Here is an 18,849-nt window from a genome sequence, read left to right as displayed (position 1 = left end):
GCCACACTGGTGCCTGACCCGCGGACGAACGCCAGCGGGGCCGTCACGATGTCCGGGAAGGGAGTGCCGATGAGTGACCAGACGTTGCCGGCACGGCCCAACATCCGGCAGGTGGCTGCCGCCGCCGGTGTCTCGCACATGACCGTGTCCCGCGTCGTCAACAACCACCCGAGCATCCGACCGGAGACCCGCAAGCGGGTCCTGGAGGTGATCGCGCAACTCAACTACCGTCCCAACGTCGCCGCCCGGGCGCTGGCAACCCAGAAGACCCGACGCTTCGGGGTGCTGGTGGAGGCCGCCCAGGAGTACGGGCCCAGCAGCATGCTGCGCGGCGTGGAGACCGCCGCCCGCGCGGCCGGCTACTTCGTGACCTCCGTGGGTCTGCAGGACGAGGAGGGCGAACTGTCACCGCAGGCCGCAGTGGACCACCTGACGGGCCAGGGTGTCGACGCCCTGTGCGTCATCGCTCCCCGGTCCTCATCGGTGGCGACGCTGCGTCGGATCAACATCGACGTGCCCGTGCTGGTGATCAAGGCCGAGGGCGACCCCAACTTCCTGACCGTCTCCCTGGACCAGAAGCAGGGCGCGAACCTGCTCGTCGACCACCTGGCGGATCTCGGGCACCGCGACGTCCTGCACCTGTCGGGGCCGCTCGACTGGCTCGACGCCCGCGCCCGCGAGCGGGCCTACAACCACAGGCGCAAGGAGTGGGGGATGCGCGAGCGCCCCATCGTCGTGGGGGACTGGTCCGCGGACTTCGCCTATGACTTCGCCAAGGGCCTCAAGCGCCGGCCCGACTACACGGCGATCTTCGCGGCCAACGACGAGATGGCCCTCGGTCTGGTCCACGGCTTCCACGACCGCGGCATCTCGGTCCCCGACGAGATCAGCGTCGTCGGCTTCGACGACGTCCCGCTGGCCTCCCACTTCCTGCCTCCACTGACCACCGTCCGACAGGGCTTCCACGACCTGGGCGTGAAGGCCGTCGAGGTGATGAAGGCTGCCGCCGAGGGCAGCGAGATCCCACAGCGCACGAAGCTGGGGGTGGACCTGGTGGTGCGGTCCTCCACGGCGGCGCCGAGGTCCGGTGCGAGATGACCGAGCCGCTGGTCGAGCTCAGGGGAGTCACCGTCAGCTTCCCCGGGGTGGAGGCGCTGCAGGACGCGAGCATCCGGTTCTTCCCCGGTGAGGTGCACGCCCTCATGGGCCAGAACGGCGCCGGCAAGTCGACGGTCGTGAAGGTGCTCACCGGCGTCAACGCCCCTGCCTCCGGCGAGGTGCTCCTCGACGGGGAGTCGGTGGTGCTCAACTCACCGGCGGCCAGCCGGGACCTCGGCATCGCCACGGTGTTCCAGGACATCGAGCTGGGCCACCGGCTGAGCGTGGCGGAGAACATCATGCTGGGCAACGAGCCGCGCGGGAGGTTCGGGATCGACTGGCGTGCCCTGCGCACCTCCGCCAGTGAGCAACTGGCGCGCCTCGGGCTCGCTGACCTCGACCCGCGCACCAGGCTGGACGCGCTGACCCCGCCCGTCCAGCAACTCGTCGCCATTGCCCGCGCCATGGTTGGCGATCCGCGGGTGGTGCTGCTGGACGAGCCCACCTCGTCGCTCGAACCAGCCGACGTCAACCGGTTGTTCAAGGTGGTCCGCCAGCTCCGCGACAGCGGCGTCGCGGTCGTGTTCGTCTCGCACTTCCTCGAACAGGTCTACGCCATCAGCGACCGCATCACAGTGCTGCGCGACGGGCGCGTGGTGGGCGAGTTCGCCACCGACGACATCGACCGTGCCGAGCTGATCTCCAAGATGCTGGGCCAGGACTTCGAGGAGCTGCAGGCCCTCGGATCGCAGCGCCGTGCCCACCAGCAGGACCCAGAGGGGCCCCCCGTGCTGGTGGCCCGCGACATTGGCCGCGACGGCGAGTTCGAGGCCACGCACCTCGAGCTGTTCCCGGGCGAGATCGTGGCCCTGGCCGGGCTGCGCGGCTCCGGGCGGACCGAGCTGGCCCGGCTGCTCACGGCCACCGACCGCTCCGAGAGCGGTGCGTTGCTCGTTGCAGGCAGGCCCGTCACCCGCTCGGGGCCGGGAGCGGGGCTGCGGCGTCGACTCGTCCTCTCACCCGAGAACAGGCACCTCGGCGGGGTCATCGAGTCGATGAGCATCTCCGACAACATCATGCTCGCGCTGCAGGCGAACCGCGGCTGGGGCAGGCCGGTCTCCAGGCAGGAGCGGCAGGAGACCGTCGAGTGGTACATCGAGGTCCTGGGGATCGGCGACGTCCGCCCGGAGACGCTGGTCGGCACGCTGTCCGGCGGTGCGCAGCAGAAGGTGCTGCTGGCGCGCTGGCTGGCCACCCGCCCCCGGGTCCTGGTGCTCGACGAGCCCACCAAGGGGATCGACATCGCGGCGAAGCTCGCGATCCAGAAGCAGATCGCCCACCTCGCCGACGAGGGTATGGCGGTGGTCTTCATCTCCTCGGAGTTGGACGAGGTGGTGCGGCTGGGGGACAGGATCGTTGTCCTGAAGGACCGGCGCAAGATCGGGGAACTGAGCAACGGCCCAGGCGTGAGCGTGGACACGGTCGTCGAGTTGATCGCCGCCGACGACGACACTGCTTGACCAAATCGTTACCTTGTCGACGGGCCACAGGGCTTGCAGTGTTCCGAATGTTCCCGGTAACATCGGTGTTGCACGCGGAGGTCGCGTGCACGATTCGTCGGACCGGGTCCGCCTGCAGCAGCGCAGGCAACGCACCGATCCGCGGCATCTCAAGGAGGAGATTCATGGCAAACAACAGATTCCTCGCCAAGTTCATGGGACTTGTCGCGGTCGGCGCGCTCGCGCTGACGGCCTGCGGCGGTGACCCCGCCGGGGGCGAGGGGACCGAAGAGGGCCAGGCAACCTCGGGGGACCTCACCACCGTCGGTTTCGTGGCAGTCGGCCCCGAGGGGGCGTGGCGGCAGGCCAACGAGGCGAACATCCAGGAGACGTTCACCGAGGACGCTGGCTTCGAACTGAAGTACGCGCCTGCGGCCAACCTTGACCAGAAGTCCCAGATCGACGCGTTCACCTCGTTCGTGGACGAGGGCGTGGACGTGATCCTGCTCTCTGCCACAGAGGGCTCGGGCTGGGAGGACTCCCTGACCCGTGCGCAGGAGGCCGAGATCCCGGTCATCCTGATCGATCGTGGCATCGAGCCGGACAACACCGACCTCTACGTCACCCGCATCGCGCCGGACAACATCGAGGTCTCGTCCGCGGTGGCCAACTGGGCCATCGAGGAGTTCCCCGAGGGTGCGAACTACTTCGTCCTCGAGGGCCCGGCCGGCGTGTCCGTGGTCAACGAGCGCAACGAGGGCTGGGACGCCGTGATCGGCGAGGCCGAGGGCTTCAACAAGCTGGGCGCCCAGACCGCCAACTGGTCCACCGAGGAGGCCAAGAGCGTCTTCGAGACCGTCCTGAAGTCGAACAACAACGACGTGCAGATGGTCTTCGCGCAGAACGACGAGATGGGTCTCGGCGCCGTCCAGGCCGTCGAGGAGGCCGGACTGGTCCCCGGTGAGGACGTCAAGATCGCCACGATCGACGGCACCAAGAACGCCCTGCAGGCGCTCGCCGACGGCAAGCTCAGCTTCGTCGCGGAGTACAACCCGCTCTTCGGCGAGACCGCACTCGACGTCGTCAACAAGACGCTGGCCGGGGAGTCCGTGGACTCCTACATCATCGTCCCGAGCCTGACGTTCGACTCGCCGGAGGCCGCCGAGGAGGCCCTGCCGGACCGGAAGTTCTGAGCCACTGACGCAATGAGGCGGGTGCGGGGTCCCACCGGGCCCCGCACCCGACTTTCCGGGCCGCGAGGAGACTCGCGGCGGCCAACCAGATTCAGGGAGATCGCGATGTCGCAGTCGCCAATCGTGGAGATGAAGGACATCTCCATCAGTTTTCCGGGCGTGAAGGCGTTGGACGGAGTCGACTTCCGTCTGTTCCCCGGCGAGGTCCACACCCTCATGGGTGAGAACGGTGCCGGCAAGTCCACGCTCATCAAGGCGCTGACCGGCGTCTACCGGATCGACGAGGGCGTGATCTCGGTCGACGGCGACGTCGTGCAGTTCCAGGGCACCGCCGACGCCCAGGAGGCGGGGGTGTCAACCGTCTACCAGGAGGTGAACCTCTGCTCGAACCTGAGCATCGGCGAGAACGTCATGCTGGGCCACGAGGTCCGCGGCCGCTTCGGCGTCAACTGGAAGGCCACCCACGAGGCGGCCACCAAGACCCTCCGCAAGCTCGGGCTGGGGCACCTCGACCCGCGGGCGTCCCTCGCGTCGATCTCCCTGGCGATGCAGCAGCTCGTGGCCATCAGCCGCGCGATGGTCACCCAGGCCCGCGTGCTGATCCTCGACGAGCCCACCTCCAGCCTCGACTCCAACGAGGTCGAGCAACTCTTCTCGGTCATGCGCCAGCTCCGCGACGAGGGAGTGGCGATCCTGTTCGTCTCCCACTTCCTGGAGCAGGTCTACGCCATCAGCGACCGCCTGACGGTGCTGCGCAACGGCCAGTTCGTCGGGGAGTACGCCACCGGTGAACTGGACCAGGCCAGCCTGATCGGCAAGATGATCGGCAAGGAGATCACCGCCCTGCGCAGCCTCGACTCCCAGTCCGCGGCCAGGGGCCACCGGCAGGACGCCGAGACGGTCTACCTCGCCCGGGGCCTGGGCCGCAAGGGCTCCATCGAGCCGTTCGACATCGAACTGAAGCGGGGCGAGGTGGTCGGCCTCGCCGGGCTACTCGGTTCCGGTCGTACCGAACTCGCCCGGCTCATCTACGGGGCCGACAGGCCCGACTCCGGCGACGTCGAGATCCACGGCCACAAGGTCGCCGTGCACACCCCCGCAGCCGGACTCCGCCGGCGGATCGCGTTCTCCAGCGAGAACCGCCGCGACGAGGGCATCATCCGGGACCTGACGGTCCGGGAGAACCTCGTCCTCGGCGTGCAGGCCAAGCGCGGCTGGGCCAGGCCGTTGCCGCGCAAGCAGGTCGACGAGATCGTCGACAAGTACATGGTCGAGCTGGGCGTGAGGCCCTCCGACCCCAACCGCGCCATGCGGAACCTCTCCGGCGGAAACCAGCAGAAGGCGCTCCTCGGCCGCTGGCTGGCCACGAAGCCCGACATCCTGATCCTCGACGAACCCACGCGCGGCATCGACGTCGGCGCGAAGGCGGAGATCCAGGAGCAGGTCCTGCAACTGGCAGCCGAGGGCGTCGCCGTCATCTTCATCTCCTCGGAACTCGAGGAGGTGGTCAGACTGAGCGACAGGATCATCGTCCTCAAGGACCACCGTATGATCGCGGAAGTCACCAATGGCCCCGAGGTTTCGGCCGAGACCATCGTGAAGATCATCGCTGACCACAGTACAGAGCAGAACGCGCCGGTCGCCCGTGCGCACAAGACCAAGGAGGTCGCGCTGTGAGCGACAACGGCACCGGCCCAGCGGGCTTCCTGAAGGAGGTCGTGCGCCGCCAGTACTTCTGGGGGGTCGTCGCGATCGTCCTTCTGCTCCTGGTCAACCTCACCAAGGACCCCAGCTACCTCTCGATCGGCTGGAACGACGCCAACGGCGCCCTGGTCGGCAACCTGGTCGACATCCTGCGAGCCGCGGCGCCCATCATGATGATCTCCATCGGGATGTGCCTCGTGATCGCCACCAGCGGCATCGACCTGTCGGTCGGGTCCGTGATGGTGATCGCGGGAGCCGTGTCCATGCAGTTCCTGGCGGCGGCCCCGAACACCTTCGCGGGGGCGATGGCCGCCCTCGGCCTTGCGCTGCTCGTCAGCGCGGTGGTCGGTCTCGTCAACGGAATCCTCGTGTCCGTGGTGGGCCTGCAACCGTTCATCTCCACCCTGATCATGATGCTCGCCGGCCGCGGCATCGCGAAGGTGATCACCGGCGGCCAGAACACCAGCGCCGTCAACGACTCCTTCCGCTGGATCGCCAACGGCTACCTCTTCGGGCTGCCCGTGGTGTTCCTGCTCGCGCTGGCCATCGTCGTCCTCGTCGGGCTGCTCGTGCGCCGCAGTGCGCTCGGACTCATGATCGAGGCCATCGGCATGGACCCGCAGGCCGCACGACTGGCAGGCGTCAACCGGCGCGGCCTGCTGTTGGCCGTCTACTCCATCTCCGGCCTGCTGTCCGGTGTGGCCGGCGTCTTCGCCACAGCAAGCGTGATGACCGTGGACATCTCCCGAACGGGCTACCAGCTCGAGATGGACGCCATCCTCGCCGTCGTCATCGGCGGCACCTCCCTTGCCGGCGGCAAGTTCAACCTGACCGGCGCCACGGTGGGCGCCCTGCTGATCGCGACCCTCGACAAGACGGTGGTGTTCCTCGGCGTCTCGTCGTCGGCGACGCCGGCCTTCAAGGCCGTGGTCATCGTCGTGCTCTGCCTGATCCAGTCCGACCGTGTCCGGCAGTTGCTGCGCAGCCGCAGGACCACCGGGTCCCGTCCCTCCCGGAAGGAGGCTGTGGCAGCATGACCGCCGCGACCATGACCGAGTCCCGATCCAGCACGTCCCTGAAGGACTGGATCAAGCTCCGCCTCGAACTGCTGCCGACGCTGGCCGCCCTGGTGATCTTCATCGCCATGGTGATCTACGGCGAGGTCGCCTACGGCCGGATCGTCCAGATGAGCACGATGTCGAACCTGCTCATCAACAACTCTCACCTGATCATCATCGCCGTCGGCATGACCTTCGTGATCATCACCGGAGGCATCGACCTCTCCGTCGGGGCCGTGATCGCCTTCACGAGCGTGGCCGGGGTGATGCTCACCAACGCCGGCTGGAACGGCTGGCTCGTGGTGCTCCTGATGGTTGCCATGGGCGGCCTGTTCGGGGTGGTCTCCGGGGTGCTGGTGCAGTACTTCAACGTGCAGCCGTTCATCGCCACCCTCGCCATGATGTTCCTAGCCCGAGGCCTCGCCTCGATGCTGAGCACGGTCCCGGAGCGGTTGGCCGCGGACGCCAGCATCCTGGCGCTCGCCACGCAGTTCAAGATCATCGACGGTCCGAAGGTGAACGACCTCATCATCACCCCCGGTGTCATCATCGCCCTCGTGGTGGTGCTGGTGGCGATGTTCCTGCTGCACCGCACCCGCACCGGGCGCACCGTCTACGCCATCGGCGGCTCGGAGCAGTCCGCGCAGCTGATGGGCCTGCCGGTGCACGCCACCAAGATGTGGGTCTACGTGATCAGCGGACTCCTCGCCGGCGTGGCGGCCGTCGTCTACACCTCCCGGCTCGGGATCGCGCAGAACATCACGGGCATCGGCTGGGAACTGGACGCCATCGCCGCCACCGTCATCGGCGGCACGCTGCTGACCGGCGGCGTGGGCTTCGTACTCGGCTCCGTGGTCGGCTCCCTGGTGCTCGGCCTGATGATCGTCCTGATCACGCGCGACGGCGGCATCCCGCCCGAGGCCACGACGATCATCACCGGCGGAATCCTGCTCGTGTTCGTCCTGCTCCAGCGCCTCGTCCTCGCGCGACAACGCGACTGAGGCAGCTCGCAGTCCCGCGACCAGCAATTGATCGGAGGAGGGCCGCCGGGCCGCTGCCCGGTAGGCTGACGCGCATGTTCTCGAAAGTTCTAGTAGCCAATCGCGGCGAAATCGCGGTCCGTGGATTCCGTGCAGCCGTCGAACTCGGCCTCAGTACGGTGGCGGTCTTCCCCTACGAGGACAGGAACGCCGACCACCGGGTCAAGGCCAACGAGTCCTACCAGATCGGGCAGGAGGGCCACCCGGTCCGCGCCTACCTGGACATCGACGAGATCATCCGCGTCGCGAAGGAGTCCGGCAGCGACGCCATCTACCCCGGCTACGGCTTCCTCTCCGAGAACCCCGAGCTGGCCGCGGCCTGCGAGCGCGAGGGCATCACCTTCGTCGGCCCCTCCGCCGAAGTGCTCGAGATGGCCGGCAACAAGGTCCGCGCCCTAGAGGCCGCCCGCCGCGCGGGCGTGCCCACCCTGAAGTCCACCCCGCCGTCAACCGACGTCGCGGAGCTCCAGCAGGGCGCCGAGGGGATCGGGTTCCCCGTGTTCATCAAGGCAGTCGCCGGCGGCGGCGGCCGCGGGATGCGACGCGTCGACGACCCCGCGAAGTTCGCCGACGAGCTCGGTGCCGCCATGCGCGAGGCCGAGTCCGCCTTCGGTGACCCGACCGTGTTCGTCGAGCAGGCCGTCTCCGGCCCCCGCCACATCGAGGTGCAGATCCTCGCGGACCGCGACGGCAACGTCGTTCACCTCTTCGAGCGTGACTGCTCCATCCAGCGTCGCCACCAGAAGGTGATCGAGCTCGCCCCGGCGCCGAACATCAGCGATGAGCTGCGTGCCGCGCTGACCTCCGACGCGGTCAAGTTCGCCCGCTCCATCAACTACTTCTGCGCCGGCACCGTCGAGTTCCTCGTCGAGACCGAGGGCGACCGCGCCGGTGAGCACGTGTTCATCGAGATGAACCCGCGCATCCAGGTGGAGCACACCGTCACCGAGGAGATCACCGACGTCGACCTCGTGCAGGCCCAGATGCGGCTGGCCGGGGGCGAGAGCCTCGCCGAGATCGGCATCGTGCAGGAGCAGCTGGAGATCCGCGGCGTCGCGATGCAGTGCCGCATCACCACCGAGGACCCGCAGAACTCGTTCCGACCCGACACCGGCTTCATCCAGGCCTACCGCTCGGCCTCGGGCGCAGGCGTCCGCCTGGACGGCGGCACCACCGGCACCGGCGTGGAGATCAGCCCGCACTTCGACTCGCTGCTGGTCAAGCTCACCACCCGCGGCCGGGACCTGCCGATGGCGGTCGCCCGCGCCAAGCGTGCGCTGGCCGAGTTCCGGGTGCGCGGCGTGGCAACCAACATCCCGTTCCTCCGCGCTGTCCTGGAGGACCCCGACTTCGTCTCCTACGACGTCACCACCGCCTTCATCGACGAGCGGCCCTGGCTGGTCTCCGCTCGCACGCCCGCGGACCGCGGCACCAAGCTGCTGCGCTACCTGGGCGAGATGACCGTGAACAAGCCGCACGGCGAGGCCCCCACCAAGCTGGAGCCCTCCGTCAAGCTCCCCGACGTCGACCTGTCCGGGCCGGTGCCCGACGGGTCCCGCCAGCAACTGCTCAAGCTCGGCCCCGAGGGATTCGCGCGCCAGCTGCGCGAGACCAAGGCGGTCGGGATCACCGACACCACCTTCCGCGACGCGCACCAGTCGCTGCTGGCCACCCGCGTTCGCACGCGTGACCTGGTGGCCGTCGCGCCGCACCAGGCGCGGATGCTGCCCAACCTGTTCTCCGTCGAGTGCTGGGGCGGCGCCACCTACGACGTCGCGCTGCGCTTCCTGGGCGAGGACCCGTGGGAGCGGCTCGCGAAGCTCCGTGCGGCCATGCCCAACCAGAACCTGCAGATGCTGCTGCGCGGACGCAACACCGTCGGCTACACCCCGTACCCCACAGAGGTGACCCGCGGTTTCGTGGCGGAGGCGGCCGAGGTCGGCATCGACATCTTCCGCATCTTCGACGCGCTCAACGACGTCGACCAGATGCGCCCGGCGATCGACGCGGTTCGGGAGACGAGCTCGGTGGCCGAGGTGGCACTGTGCTACACCTCCAACCTGCTCGATCCCGACGAGAAGATCTACACACTGGACTACTACCTGCGCCTGGCCGAGGAGATCGTCGATTCCGGTGCGCACATCCTCGGCATCAAGGACATGGCTGGCCTCCTGCGTCCCCGAGCTGCGGCGAAGCTGGTGACCGCCCTGCGGGAGCGCTTCGAGCTGCCCATCCACCTCCACACCCACGACACCACGGGCGGCCAGATCGCCACCCTCGTGGCGGCCGTGGAGGCCGGAGTCGACGCCGTCGACGTCGCCAACTCGGCGATGAGTTCCACCACGTCGCAGCCGCCGATGTCCGCACTGATCATGGCCCTCGAGGGCACCGACCAGCAGCCCGACGTCGATCCGGCCAGCGTGCTGGCGCTCGAGCCGTACTGGGAGGCGGTCCGCAAGGTCTACCAGCCGTTCGAGTCCGGGCTGCCCGCACCCACCGGCCGCGTCTACGAGCACGAGATCCCGGGCGGCCAGCTGTCCAACCTGCGCCAGCAGGCGATCGCCCTCGGTCTCGGGGACAAGTTCGAGCAGATCGAGGAGATGTACGCAGCTGCGGACAAGATCCTCGGCCGCCCGGTCAAGGTGACCCCCTCCTCCAAGGTGGTCGGCGACCTGGCGCTGCACATGGTGGCCGTGGGCGCGGACCCCGAGGAGTTCGCTGCGGACCCGCAGAAGTTCGACCTGCCCGACTCCGTCGTCGGCTTCCTCGAGGGCGAGCTCGGTGCCCCCGCCGGTGGCTGGCCCGAACCGTTCCGCACGAAGGCCGTCGGCGGGCGTCGCCGCACGGTTCGTGAGAACGAGGTGTCCCCGGAGGACCTCGCCGTGCTGCAGGAGCCCGGCCGCACCAGGCAGGAGACGCTGAACCGGCTGCTGTTCCCCGGTCCGACCAAGGAGTTCCAGCAGAAGCGCGACGACTTCGGCGACATCTCGGTGATCCCGACCGTTCCATACCTGTACGGCATGGACAACAGCTCGGAGTACGTGGTCCAGCTCGAGAAGGGCGTCCAGTTGCTGTTCGGCCTCGAGGCGATCGGCGAACCCGACAAGCGCGCCAAGCGCACGGTCATGACGCTGATGAACGGCCAGCTGCGCCCGGTCCGCGTGCGCGACTACTCGCTGGAGTCCGAGGTGGCCGCCGCGGAGAAGGCGGATCCGGGCAACAAGGGACACGTGGCCGCCCCGTTCGCGGGGGCCGTCACGGTCAACGTCGAGGAGGGCACCACGGTCAAGGCCGGCGAGCCCGTTGCCACCATCGAGGCGATGAAGATGGAGGCGGCGATCAACGCCCCCGTCGACGGTGTGGTCTCGCGGGTCGTGCTGCACAACACCACGCAGCTCGACGGCGGCGACCTCGTCGTCGTCATCGACCCGGCGTAGTCTCCCCGGGCGGGACCTCGACCACCACGACGTCGAGGTCCTGACCCGTCGCGACGACGGTCAACAGGTCCCTCACCGGGTCCGTGCGGGCGATCACCGCGGCGAACTCTTCGTCGGCGGTCCGCCCCAGGGAGACCAGCGCGTCCAGGGTGTCCACCGCTGTCGAGTGCTTCGCGTACCCGACCGTCTGCCCCGGCAGCGGGCGCAGGATGGTTCCCAGCTGCCGCGCCGCGAGGTTGCGCAGGGAGTTGTCGCTGTGGAGGCCGGCGCGCGCGAGGTCGAACTCCAGCGTGTCCAGTTCCCTCACCGCGAGTTCGGCGTGGGCGGTCGAGAGTTCCTCCAACCAGGCCAGCAGTACCAGCCAGCACTGGCGGGTCCGGTCCGGGGAAATGTAGCCGCCGGCGAGCAGGGCCTCGACGTCGGAGACGAGCGGCCGGGAGGGGTCCACCTCCAGCTGCCGGTCCCTCCGGAACAGCCCGAGGATGCCGGAGGGCCTCGCCCTCGTCGGTGGGGCGAACCGGGCCGCGGCCACGGCCCGGAGGCGCTCCGCCAGGGCCGGATCGGCGCCGAAGATGTCGCGCACGGCGTCGATGCTGATCGCGAACAGGCGCAGCGTGTGCATGGGTCAACCCTATCCGCGAGGGTAGGCTCGAGCTCGTGAATCCGAGAACCCGACGCCTGATCGTCTCCGGCGTGCTGCTGGCGATGGTCCTTGTGGTGGTCGTGTGGGGAGTGCTGCTGCAGCCGTCGTGACGCGCCACGGGACGTCGCGTAGGCATCCGCGTGGGCGCACAGTATTCTGGCGCACAACATGATGACGTTCCGCCGACTCGCCGCCGCCCTCTCCCTCGGTCTGCTGGCCACTGCCGTCCCGGCGCTCGCCCACGCGGACGACGTCGACCTCGGTGGGACCACCGACGTGGTTGGACTGGCCTGGGACGAGGGCGCGGAGACGCTCTACGTCAGTGCCGCCGGTACGCCCGAGGCCGTGCAGATGGTCGGCCGAGACGGCACCGCCGCCGGCGAGATCACGTTCACCGGTGGACCGCAGTCCGTCCAGGGCCTCGCCCTCGACGACGGGCAGCTCCACATCGCCGACATCGGCGACCCGGACGCCGACCGCGAGTTCGTGACCGTCTTCGCCGTCGCCCCGGAGGCAGGCCAGCAGAGCTACCGCGCCTGGGACTTCGCCTATCCCGACGGCGCGCAGGACGCCACCGCGTTCCTCATCTCGGGTCGTGGGCGCTTCTACTTCATCACCACCGGCGACGACGCCGGCATCTACGGAGCCGAGCTGGAGCCGTCGCGGCAGGGGGTCAACACCCTGTTCCGTGCGGCCGACGCACCCGAGGGCGTCACGGACGCGGCCTTCCTGGACGACGGCGAGACCATGCTGGTGCGCACCGGCGACGGCGTGGAGCTGATCAACGCCTTCACCTGGGAGGTCGAGTCGAGCACCACCTACGTCGGCGGCGCGGAGGGGGAGTCGGTCACCCCGTTCGGGGCGGACCGGATGCTGGTGGGTGCTGGAGGGACCCTGCGCGACGAGCCGCTCCCCGCGGGCCAGACCACCGCCACGCCGGCAGCGCCGACGACCAGCCCGGAACCGAGCGAGACGGCCGAGACCAGCGCGGACCCGAGCGTCGCACCGTCCCCGACCGGTACCGCCGCACCTGCGCAGCCGGCGGACAGCAGCTCCGACAGCGTCTCCCGGGGCGGCACGCTGATCGCCCTCGCGGGAGCCCTGGTGGTGGCCCTGGCGGCCGGCGCCGTGGTGTTCTTCAGCAAGGACTGACCCAGCCCGGGTGAGCAACACCGAGGCCGTCGGCGCTACTTGCCCAGCTCTCCCACCACGAAGTCGATGCAGCCGGTGAGGGCGCGCACGTCGTCGGGGTCGACCGAGGCGTAGCACGCGATCCGGAGCTGGTTGCGGTTCAGCGCGCGGTAGGGGTCGACGTCGACGACGCCGTGGGACCGCAGCACCCGCGAGACCTCCTTGGCGTCCACGCTCTCGTCGAAGTCGATCGTGGCCACCACGGGGGAGCGATGCTCGGGCTCAGTGACGAACGGGGTGGCGAACTCGCTGGCGAGGGCCCAGTCGTAGAGGATGCCCGACGAGGTGCGGCAGCGCTCGGCGACGGCGCCGATGCCACCTTGGGCGAGCATCCAGTTGATCTGGTCCTCCATCAGCAGCAGCGTGGCCACGGCGGGCGTGTTCAGGGTCTGGTGCAGGCGGGAGTTCTTGACGGCGGTGAGGAAGTCCAGGCTGGCGGGGATCCAGCGGCCCGACGCGTTGATCCGCTCGGCCTGCTCGATGGCGGCCGGGGAGGCGAACGCGAACCACAGGCCGCCGTCGGAGCTGAAGTTCTTCTGGGGTGCGAAGTAGTAGGCGTCGGTCTGGCTGACGTCCGCCTCCATGCCGCCGGCGGCGGACGTGGCGTCGATCAGGACGAGCCCGTCGCCGATGCGCGTGACCGGGGCGACCGCCCCGGTCGAGGTCTCGTTCTGCGCCCAGGCGTGGACGTCGGCGTCGGTGGCCTCGGGGACGGCGGCGGAGCCGGGCTGCGCCTCGAAGACTGCCGGGTCGTCCAGGAACGGGGCCGCCGCGCTGGCCTTGGCGAACTTCCTGGAGAACTCTCCGAAGACACCGTGGGCGGAGCGGTTCTCGATGAGGGAGCTGACGGCCAGGTCCCAGAAGAGCGTCGAGCCGCCGTTGCCGAGGACCACTTCGTAGCCGTCGGGGATGGAGTACAGCTCGGCCAGCCCCGTCTGCACGGCCGCCACGAGGTCGCGGACCGGTGCCTGCCTGTGGGAGGTGCCCATCACGTCGCCACGCATGGCGAGGTAGTCCAGTGCCTCCGGTCGGACCTTCGCGGGTCCGGAACCGAAGCGACCGTCGGCGGGCAGCAACTCTTCGGGAATGGTGATCACGCGCCCGATTCTCTCACGACGTGCTCCGTGGGCCGAGAGGCCGTCCGTCAGGAACGGACGTCCACCACGGTGCGGCCGCGGACCTGCCCGTCCAGGACCCGCCGGGCGGTGGCGACCACGTCGCCGAGCCCGACGGTGGTGGCTGCCATGGCCAGCTTGTCGGGATCAAGGTCGCGGGCGAGGCGCTGCCAGGCGGTGTGGCGCACCCCCTGCGAGGCCTCCACCGAGTCGATGCCGGCAAGGGTCACGCCCCGCAGGATGAACGGCAGCACGGTGGTGGGCAGGTCGTTGCCCTGCGCCAGCCCGCAGGCGGCGACGACGCCGTCGCGCTCGGTGGCGGCGAGCACGTTGGCGAGCGTGTGGCTGCCCACCGTGTCGACGGCCCCGGCCCAGCGGGGCCGCACGAACGGCTTGCCGGGCTCGCCGAGTGGGCCGCGGTCGATCACCTCGGCCGCGCCCAGGCCCGTGAGGTAGTCGTGCTCCGACGGCCGCCCCGTCGATGCCACGACCCGGTAGCCCAGACCGGACAGGACGGCGATGGCCACGGAGCCGACGCCTCCGGTGGCGCCCGTGACCAGGACGTCGCCGGAGTCAGGGGTCAGTCCGCCGTGCTCGAGGGCCAGGATGCACAGCATCGCGGTGTAGCCGGCGGTCCCGATCGCCATGGCCTCGAAGGTGCTGAACCGCTCCGGCAGCGGGACCAGCCAGTCGGCGTCCACGCGCGCCCGTTCCGCAAGGCCGCCATGATGGGTCTGGCTGAGGCCCCAGCCGTTGGCGACGACGGCGTCCCCGACCGCGAACCGCGGATCGTCGGAGGCGGTGACGGTGCCCGCGAAGTCGATCCCCGGTACGAGAGGGAACCTCCGCATGATCCTGCCGGCGCCCGTCACCGCGAGCGCGTCCTTGTAGTTCACCGTGGAGTACTCGACGTCGACGGTCACCTCCCCGGGCATCAGGTCCTCGTCGGTGAGGTCCACCAGTTCAGTGGTGGTGCCGTCGTCGGCCTGGCTGGTCAGCAGTGCGCGGAAGCTCATGGGTGAAGTCTAGGAGTGGACGGTTCGCGGGTGCCGTCGGGGACTCCTGCTAGCGTGGGCGGCGCACGGGAGTCCAGTGAGCTGGGCTGAGAGGGAGTACTCAACTCCGACCGTAGAACCTGATCTGGATCATGCCAGCGCAGGGAGCGACCAGCCTCATCTGCTGGGTCTCGGGCAACCCGCCCTCCGTGCGAAGAACGGAAAGGGCACCATGACCAACCAGTTCACCGCAGAGCCCCTGCGCTTCGGCGTGGGCGCGAGGGTGGGCGTCGCCGTGATGAGCGACGACTTCGCCGAGGTCATCCTCGGCGCGCTGCGCGACGTCGACCCCCGCGGTCTGACCATCAGCACCGGCGACGTCAGCACTTGGGCCGGCGGCTCCGAGGAGGACCTCCTCGGGTGGCTAACGGACCTGGGCGCCGCCGTCGCCGCCACCGGACACCACGCAGCCATCACCGTCCAGCTCAGCCGGGGCTGCCCCGGCGAGGTCGCCTGCGAGCTCCCCGGTGGCGCCGGGCCACGCGTCGTCGAGACCCCGAGGGGTCGCGACGTCGGGACGTGGGCGGCCGCGGAGTGGGCCATCTACCCGCTCGCCGACGACGTCCGCGCCGGAGTGGAGCCGGACCACATGCGAGACATCGAGGCCGCCATCGAACTGGCCCGCGAACTCGGCACGTTCCGGGGCTCTGAGCACTTCGTCACCCGGCTGGAGGGCGACCTGGGCGCCATCCTGGCCACCGTCGTCGCCGGCTGGACGATGGTCGGGCGCAGCGTCCAGCACGTCGTCGCACACCTCAGCATCTCCCTCAACAGCCCGAGCCACCCCCATGCTGCGGCGTGACGAGGAGCGCGCAGCCCTGCCCCTGCGCGACATCGTCCTCATGGTGGTCCTCGGGGTCACCTTCGGATTCCTCTACTGGGTGCTGGTACAGGCCTGGAACGCCCTCGCCGTGGCGATGGGTCCGGCCGGCGACCTGGCGCAGCACGTCCTGTTCGGCGGCTGGCTCCTGGTGGCGCCGCTGGCGATCGCCATCATCCGTCGCCCCGGCGTGGGGATCATCGCCGAGATCCTGGCCTCCGTCGTCGAGGTGGTGTTCCTCGGGTCACCCGTCGGTCCGACGCTGGTGATCGCCGCGGCGGTGCAGGGCTTCGGCAGCGAACTGGCCTTCGCGCTGGGCCGCTACCGGCGCTTCGGCTGGGGCACCTACGCCCTGTCCGGGCTCCTGGGCGCTGGCCTGGTGTTCTTCTACAGCGCGTTCCGCTCCGGCTGGTACGGGCAGAACATCTTCTGGCTGCGGTTCGCGATGCAGTGCGCTTCCGGGGTCGTCCTCGGTGGCCTGCTCGGCAAGGTGCTGGTCGATGCGCTGAGGGCCACGGGCGTGCTCGCCAACTTCAACATCTCCAGGGACGACACCCCCGCCGAGGTGGTGCGCCGTGAGCGCTGAGCCGCTCGTCGTGCTGGAGGAGGTGGAGGTGGTGTTCCCGTCGGGACTCGGCGTCGGGCCGGCCACCTTCACAGTGGCCGCGGGGGAGGAGGTGCTGGTCCTCGGCCCCTCCGGCTCGGGCAAGTCCACCCTGCTGCGGACCCTCCACGGCGCGGTGCCGGGCGCGATCAACGCGCGGGTCACCGGCCGCCTCAGCGTGGCCGGGCGCCCCGTCGCCGAGACCGGGGTGGCCGGGCTGGCCGACGTCGTCGGCGTGGTGGGGCAGGACCCTTCCTCGGGCGTCTGCCTGAGCGACGTCGATGACGAGCTGGCCTTCCCGCTCGAGAACCTCTGCGAGGACCCCGCCCGGATCCCGGGCCTGGTGGGGGACGCGCTGGCCGCAGTGGGGGCGTCGCACCTGGCCGGCCGGCGCACCGCTGAGCTCTCCGGCGGGGAGCAGCAGCGGATCGCGATCGCGGCGGCCACCGTCACCCGTCCCCGGCTGCTGCTCCTCGACGAGCCCACCTCCATGCTCGACGCGGCCGGGATCGACGGCGTCCGCTCGGCGGTCGCTGGGGTCCGGGCGCGGACGGGCGCCGCCGTCGTGCTGGTGGAGCACCGCCTCGACGAGTACGCGGGCGGGGAAGGGTTGGCGGGGCTGCCGGCCCGCTGGATCGTGGTGGACCGGGCGGGGCGGATCCGCTTCGACGGCCCCGCGACGGAGCTCGACGTCGACGCGGTGGCGGAGCTCCTCGCCGCCGGCTGCTGGCTCCCCGCCGAGCTGGAGGCGCGCGTCGTGCCCACGCGCCCCCCGTCGGGCCGACCCGACACGCCGCGTGGAACGGGGCCAGGGGTGACGGGCCCCCTCCGGTCCGGAACCGTGCGGCGTGTCGGGTCGGGTGGTGGGGCGCCCGGGCCTGAGGCGCTGGTGGCCCGCGGGCTCACCGTCGCCGCGGGCGGACGCCGGGGTGGCACGCCCGTGCTGCACGACGTCGACCTCGAGGTCGCACCCGGCGAGGTGGTGGCGCTGCTCGGTGCGAACGGACAGGGAAAGTCGTCCCTGCTGACGTGCCTCGCGGGACTCCACGCTCCGCTGGCCGGCAGCGTCGAGGGCCCCGCCGTCGGCCTGGTGTTCCAGAACCCGGCCGACCAGTTCCAGGCCCACACCGTGCGCGCCGAGGTGGCGTTCGGGCTGCCGCCGGGGACCGAGTCCCAGGTGGAGGAGTTGCTCGACCGCTTCGACCTGGCAGACCTGGCCGAGCACAATCCGCACCAGCTCTCCGGCGGGCAGATGCGACGACTGAGCCTGGCCGCGATGTTGGCCCACCGACGCCCCGTCCTGCTGGCCGATGAACCGGGCTTCGGGCTCGACAGGCACGCCACCGTCGCGGTCATGCAGGCCCTGCGGCAGGTGGCCGACGACGGCGGCGGCGTGCTGTTCTCGAGCCACGACCTCCGCTCGGTGGCGACGACGGCGGACCGCGCGATCGTGGTGACAGGTGGCGCCGTCATCGCCCGGACGACGCCGCGGCGGCTGCTCACCGATCCCGACCTTCTCGGGCGCGGTGCCTTGCGGCCCGCACCGTGGCTGGTGGAGCTCGCGGCGGCCTGCGGGGACGACGTCGCGCTCCGGCGGGCGCTCGAAGCGGCCGACCGACGCGTCGGCGAACTGGGTCGGGCGGTGGCGGCATGACCCCGACCCCCGTGGGCGGCTGGCTGCACCTACGCAACCCGACGGTGAAGCTGGTGGTGGTCTTCGTCGTATCGTTCGTGAACCTGTTCCTGTTCGACCTGCGCGCCCTTGGCCTGCTCTACGCGGCCGCCGTCGTGGGGGTCCTCGCCTGCCGTGCCGTGTCCCTGCGGACGCTGCTGTTGGGACACTTGCCGTTCCTGGTGTTCGGAATCGGGCTGGTCGCGGTGAACTGGATGACCCGACCCGAGAACGGACTCGCCATCGGCGCGGCCCTGGCGCTGCGCGGACTCGTGATCGGCGTGCTGAGCATCGCGTTCATCGCCACCACCCCGCCACGGGACCTGATGGTCAGCCTGGTCCAGCACGCCCGCCTCAGCCCCCGGTTCGCCTATCCGTTGCTGGCTGGGCACCGGATGCTGCAGACCATGCCCGCCCGTTGGGGCACCATCCGCACCGCGCAGGCCGTGCGTGCTCCGCGTGGCAGGAACGGTCGTGTGCGCTTCGGGGCGAAGGAGTTCGGACAGGCTGCGTTCGCGCTGCTGGTGGGTTCCATCCGCGCCTCGGAGCAGATCGCTCTGGCGCTGGAGTCCCGCGGGCTGCGCGCCGGGCCGCGCACGATCCACCGCCCGGTGCCGCTGACCGCGCCGGACTGGGTGCTCGCCGTCGTCGCCGTGTGCACCTTCACCGCTCTCGTGGCCCTGCCGGGTGCGCTGTCCTGATTGGATGGTTGCCGGCCGG

General features: G+C 70.2%; 15 protein-coding genes and 1 riboswitch. Of the genes, 12 read left to right on the top strand and 3 right to left on the bottom strand.

All coding sequences use genetic code 11. The features are described from left to right. Positions 1–69 precede the first annotated feature (69 nt). The 7 genes from FOJ82_RS04375 (at position 70) to FOJ82_RS04345 (ending at position 11,029) form a co-directional block, all read left to right on the top strand. Positions 70–1,098: a LacI family DNA-binding transcriptional regulator gene (locus FOJ82_RS04375; protein WP_143937190.1), complete on the top strand. Its 1,029-nt coding sequence runs from the start codon at positions 70–72 to the stop codon at positions 1,096–1,098. Further along, on the top strand, positions 1,095–2,618 hold the full coding sequence (locus tag FOJ82_RS04370) for a sugar ABC transporter ATP-binding protein (protein WP_143937189.1): 1,524 nt from the start codon (positions 1,095–1,097) through the stop codon (positions 2,616–2,618). The genes FOJ82_RS04375 and FOJ82_RS04370 overlap by 4 nt, the downstream gene beginning before the upstream one ends. Positions 2,619–2,782: 164 nt before the next feature. Then, complete coding sequence (locus FOJ82_RS04365) at positions 2,783–3,790, top strand: ABC transporter substrate-binding protein (protein WP_185975609.1); 1,008 nt, start codon at positions 2,783–2,785, stop codon at positions 3,788–3,790. Between the two features lie 105 nt (positions 3,791–3,895). Continuing rightward, positions 3,896–5,467 carry a sugar ABC transporter ATP-binding protein gene (locus FOJ82_RS04360; protein WP_143937188.1) on the top strand — a complete coding sequence of 524 codons (1,572 nt, stop codon included), beginning with the start codon at positions 3,896–3,898 and terminating at the stop codon, positions 5,465–5,467. Further along, entirely contained in the window at positions 5,464–6,531 is a 1,068-nt protein-coding gene (locus FOJ82_RS04355; protein ID WP_143937187.1) for an ABC transporter permease, read from the top strand. The genes FOJ82_RS04360 and FOJ82_RS04355 overlap by 4 nt, the downstream gene beginning before the upstream one ends. Further along, positions 6,528–7,553 (top strand): ABC transporter permease, encoded by a 1,026-nt coding sequence (locus FOJ82_RS04350; protein ID WP_143937186.1) that lies wholly within the window; start codon positions 6,528–6,530, stop codon positions 7,551–7,553. Before FOJ82_RS04355 ends, FOJ82_RS04350 begins: the two co-directional genes overlap by 4 nt. Before the next feature lie 74 nt (positions 7,554–7,627). Further along, entirely contained in the window at positions 7,628–11,029 is a 3,402-nt protein-coding gene (locus FOJ82_RS04345) for a pyruvate carboxylase (RefSeq protein WP_143937185.1), read from the top strand. Here FOJ82_RS04345 and FOJ82_RS04340 read toward each other — a convergent pair. Next, a complete protein-coding gene (locus FOJ82_RS04340) occupies positions 11,013–11,651 on the bottom strand; it encodes a hypothetical protein (RefSeq protein WP_143937184.1) in 639 nt (212 codons plus the stop codon). The two genes, FOJ82_RS04345 and FOJ82_RS04340, sit on opposite strands and share 17 nt — an antisense overlap. A gap of 189 nt (positions 11,652–11,840) precedes the next feature. Between FOJ82_RS04340 and FOJ82_RS04335 the strand changes: the two genes are divergently transcribed. Further along, positions 11,841–12,824, top strand: coding sequence for a hypothetical protein (locus FOJ82_RS04335; protein WP_143937183.1), 984 nt, complete (start codon positions 11,841–11,843; stop codon positions 12,822–12,824). 35 nt (positions 12,825–12,859) lie between these two features. Here the strand turns inward: FOJ82_RS04335 and serC are convergent, their stop codons facing one another. After that, entirely contained in the window at positions 12,860–14,011 is a 1,152-nt protein-coding gene (gene serC / locus FOJ82_RS04330; RefSeq protein ID WP_425472475.1) for a phosphoserine transaminase, read from the bottom strand. Next, on the bottom strand, positions 14,008–14,994 hold the full coding sequence (gene acuI, locus FOJ82_RS04325; RefSeq protein WP_143937181.1) for an acrylyl-CoA reductase (NADPH): 987 nt from the start codon (positions 14,992–14,994) through the stop codon (positions 14,008–14,010). The genes serC and acuI overlap by 4 nt, the downstream gene beginning before the upstream one ends. A gap of 55 nt (positions 14,995–15,049) precedes the next feature. After that, a riboswitch (TPP riboswitch) is annotated at positions 15,050–15,157 on the top strand. A gap of 48 nt (positions 15,158–15,205) precedes the next feature. On the opposite strand from acuI, the gene FOJ82_RS04320 reads away from it, so the two are divergent. The 4 genes from FOJ82_RS04320 to FOJ82_RS04305 are packed head-to-tail and all read left to right on the top strand — an operon-like array spanning position 15,206 to position 18,830. Beyond that, on the top strand, positions 15,206–15,835 hold the full coding sequence (locus tag FOJ82_RS04320; RefSeq protein WP_143937180.1) for a YkoF family thiamine/hydroxymethylpyrimidine-binding protein: 630 nt from the start codon (positions 15,206–15,208) through the stop codon (positions 15,833–15,835). Further along, the gene (locus FOJ82_RS04315; RefSeq protein ID WP_143937179.1) at positions 15,822–16,439 is read left to right on the top strand and encodes an ECF transporter S component; all 618 of its coding nucleotides are present in this window, start codon (positions 15,822–15,824) and stop codon (positions 16,437–16,439) included. Before FOJ82_RS04320 ends, FOJ82_RS04315 begins: the two co-directional genes overlap by 14 nt. Continuing rightward, a complete protein-coding gene (locus tag FOJ82_RS04310) occupies positions 16,429–18,111 on the top strand; it encodes an ABC transporter ATP-binding protein (protein WP_143937178.1) in 1,683 nt (560 codons plus the stop codon). Before FOJ82_RS04315 ends, FOJ82_RS04310 begins: the two co-directional genes overlap by 11 nt. Beyond that, a complete protein-coding gene (locus tag FOJ82_RS04305; protein ID WP_143937177.1) occupies positions 18,108–18,830 on the top strand; it encodes an energy-coupling factor transporter transmembrane component T family protein in 723 nt (240 codons plus the stop codon). The genes FOJ82_RS04310 and FOJ82_RS04305 overlap by 4 nt, the downstream gene beginning before the upstream one ends. Positions 18,831–18,849 lie beyond the last annotated feature (19 nt).

Source organism: Tessaracoccus rhinocerotis (assembly GCF_007197885.1).
GTDB classification, from domain to species: domain Bacteria; phylum Actinomycetota; class Actinomycetes; order Propionibacteriales; family Propionibacteriaceae; genus Arachnia; species Arachnia rhinocerotis.
This window is presented reverse-complemented; position numbering and strand designations above follow the sequence as displayed.

Excerpts from the sequence above, each read along its gene's own strand:
- FOJ82_RS04375 (WP_143937190.1), top strand. The coding sequence starts at position 70 with ATGAGTGACCAGACGTTGCCGGCACGGCCCAACATCCGGCAGGTGGCT.
- FOJ82_RS04370 (WP_143937189.1), top strand. The coding sequence starts at position 1,095 with ATGACCGAGCCGCTGGTCGAGCTCAGGGGAGTCACCGTCAGCTTCCCC.
- FOJ82_RS04365 (WP_185975609.1), top strand. The coding sequence starts at position 2,783 with ATGGCAAACAACAGATTCCTCGCCAAGTTCATGGGACTTGTCGCGGTC.
- FOJ82_RS04360 (WP_143937188.1), top strand. The coding sequence starts at position 3,896 with ATGTCGCAGTCGCCAATCGTGGAGATGAAGGACATCTCCATCAGTTTT.
- FOJ82_RS04350 (WP_143937186.1), top strand. The coding sequence starts at position 6,528 with ATGACCGCCGCGACCATGACCGAGTCCCGATCCAGCACGTCCCTGAAG.
- FOJ82_RS04345 (WP_143937185.1), top strand. The coding sequence starts at position 7,628 with ATGTTCTCGAAAGTTCTAGTAGCCAATCGCGGCGAAATCGCGGTCCGT.
- FOJ82_RS04340 (WP_143937184.1), bottom strand. The coding sequence starts at position 11,651 with ATGCACACGCTGCGCCTGTTCGCGATCAGCATCGACGCCGTGCGCGAC.
- FOJ82_RS04335 (WP_143937183.1), top strand. The coding sequence starts at position 11,841 with ATGATGACGTTCCGCCGACTCGCCGCCGCCCTCTCCCTCGGTCTGCTG.
- acuI (WP_143937181.1), bottom strand. The coding sequence starts at position 14,994 with ATGAGCTTCCGCGCACTGCTGACCAGCCAGGCCGACGACGGCACCACC.
- FOJ82_RS04320 (WP_143937180.1), top strand. The coding sequence starts at position 15,206 with ATGACCAACCAGTTCACCGCAGAGCCCCTGCGCTTCGGCGTGGGCGCG.
- FOJ82_RS04315 (WP_143937179.1), top strand. The coding sequence starts at position 15,822 with ATGCTGCGGCGTGACGAGGAGCGCGCAGCCCTGCCCCTGCGCGACATC.
- FOJ82_RS04305 (WP_143937177.1), top strand. The coding sequence starts at position 18,108 with ATGACCCCGACCCCCGTGGGCGGCTGGCTGCACCTACGCAACCCGACG.